This is a genomic window from Pseudomonas abyssi, assembly GCF_002307495.1.
GTDB classification, from domain to species: domain Bacteria; phylum Pseudomonadota; class Gammaproteobacteria; order Pseudomonadales; family Pseudomonadaceae; genus Halopseudomonas; species Halopseudomonas abyssi.
Genome location: NZ_NTMR01000004.1, coordinates 1 through 2506 on the forward strand (window position 1 = coordinate 1; position 2506 = coordinate 2506).

General features: G+C 61.7%; 1 protein-coding gene. It reads left to right on the forward strand.

The features are described from left to right. Positions 1-67: 67 nt before the first annotated feature. Positions 68-2428 (forward strand): DUF6351 family protein, encoded by a 2361-nt coding sequence (locus CNQ84_RS04660; RefSeq protein ID WP_096003760.1) that lies wholly within the window; start codon positions 68-70, stop codon positions 2426-2428. The last annotated feature ends 78 nt before the right edge of the window (positions 2429-2506 follow it).

A 2506-nucleotide genomic window follows, 5' to 3' on the forward strand; every position in this document is an offset into this window, starting at 1 on the left:
AGGCGTGTGGAATTGATCAGCGCTTGCTTGGAAGAACAAAAAGCCCACTGCCAAAGAGGGATGATTTATGGCACACCTGCGTAAGCTTGCACCCGTCTTTTCACTCAGCCTGCTGACCCTGGCCCTGTCCGGGTGCCTGAGCAGCGACTCCGATTCCGATGACCCGGTACGCCCCGACCTGTCGCTGGGCGTGTTATCCAGCGCGCTGGATCAGGTAACCGGTGATGACGTGCTGGTCACCATTGAGGGCGATCTGAATGTCATCGATGAGCAGCTCGACAACCTGGAACTGTGGCTCAACGATACCGAGATCGAGCCGACCCGGATGGTCGAGCGCAATGGCCGGATGGAGGTCCTGATCGAAGGGCTGACACTCGGCGAAAATCGCCTGGAGCTGCACCACAGCCGCTTCGGTGAACTCTACAACATGACCCTGACCGCCTACCCGGAAACCGGTCCGATCTTCTCCGGTCCGCAGCAATATCCCTTTGTCTGTACCGTGGCCGCAGAGCTGGGTATCCAGCCGCTGGTGGACAATCAGGAGGGCGGCTTCCCGGTCTACGAGGGCGAAACCGTCGTTGGCTACAGCCGCGACTGCAGCATCGAGCCGCAGGTGCAGTTTCTCTACATGACCACCGAGGGTGAGTATGCCGAGCTGCCGGCTGATCGCAGCCGTCCGGCCAACATGGCCACCACGACCCTGACCGATGGCCGCGAAGTGGACTTTGTGGTGCGCCGGGAGGTAGGCACCCTCAACCGCTTTATCTACAGCTTTGCCACCCTGGCCGATCGCGCCGACGCCGATGATGCTGCCAGCACCGATCTGTGGAACGGTCGCCTGCTGTTTCACTTCCAGGGTGGTGTAGGTATTGGTCATAGCCAGGGCCGCCCGAGTGGCGATGCGCTGACGCCGGAGGTGCTGGGGTTGGGTTACGCCGTGATCTATTCCACGGGTACCCGGGCCAGCACGCACTACAACCTGCAGGTGGGTGGCGAAACCGCGCTGATGACCAAGGAGCACTTCGTCAAGCGCTTCGGTGTGCCCGAGTACACGGTTGCCATTGGTGGCTCGGGCGGGGCGATTCAGCAGTATGTCTACTCGCAGAACCATCCGGGGCTGATCGACGCGGGTGTGCCGCAGTATTCCTACCCGGATATGGTGACGCAGACCATTCACGTCGGCGATTGCGAGCTGCTTGAGTACTACATGGATGTCACCGATCGCAGCAACACGCGCTGGCAGACTACCGAGAACCGCAGCTTACTGGTGGGTTTGCATGCCACCGACGCCTACGCGGATCCGCTGTATGACAACAAGCTGGCGCTCGGCTATGCCAGTGCCCCGGGCATGACCGAGTGCATCCCGGGCTGGCGCGGCCTGACGCCGCTGACCATGAATCCAAACTATGGTCAGGCGCCGTATCAGGACCAGATGCAGCCGCCGGAAATCATGGCTGATGTGCACTGGACGCACTTTGATGACCTGCGCAATGTCTATGGCGTGGACGAAGAGGGTGAGCCGCGCACGCTGTTCGACAACGTTGGCGTGCAATACGGTCTGCTGCCGCTGCGCCGGGGTGAGATTACCCCCGCCGAATTCCTGCGCCTGAATACGCTGGTGGGCGGCTGGAAGCAACCCAGCGAAATGGTGCAGGAGGGCTCGCCGTTCCTGCCGCCGCACACGGCTGCCAACTTCGACCCATGGAGCAGCCGCAACATGAACCTCAGCGCCGACGGTATCGCGCCTGCGCCGCGTACCGAGGGTGACCCGCTGGCCATGAATGCGGCCTACGAGCAGGGCATCGTGTTTGACGGGCAGCTGAACATTCCGGTTATCGATTGGCGGCACTATCTGGAGGAGGTGCTGGACATGCACAACAGTCACCAGTCGTTCTCGTCGCGTCAGCGCATCCTCAACAAGATGGGCAACGCCGATAATCAGGTGATCTGGTTCACCGATGCCCGTCCCACCGATACCAGTGACCCGGAGGAGCCCGAGGCTCAACGTAACTTCGATCAGACCTGGATGGCGTTGGAGGTGCTGGATGAATGGTTGACCAACATCCGCGAAAACCCGGAGCAGAGTATCGGTGAGAACCGGCCGGCAACCGCGCTGGACAGCTGCTTTAATACCGACGGCAGCCTGATCGCCCAAGGTGACAGCGTCTGGGACGGTATCATCAACGAGCAGCCGGCGGGCACCTGTACCCAACAGTTCCCGACCTACACTACCTCGCGGATGGAAGCCGGGGCGCCGATTGAAGGCAGTATCTTCAAGTGCGCACTGAAACCGGTAGCGACGGCGCTGAGCGACGGCACCTATGGCACCTGGATACCGGATGCCGGTGAGGTTGAGCAGCTCAACGCGATCTTCCCGCAGGGGGTGTGCGACTACAGCCAGCCCGATCAGGGTCGGCCGGACAGTTGAGGTGATGTGGCGGTCGGGCCTTGGCCCGACCTGGCAAAAAGGGCGCCGCAAGGCGCCTCAGACTGCTGACGAACCCCG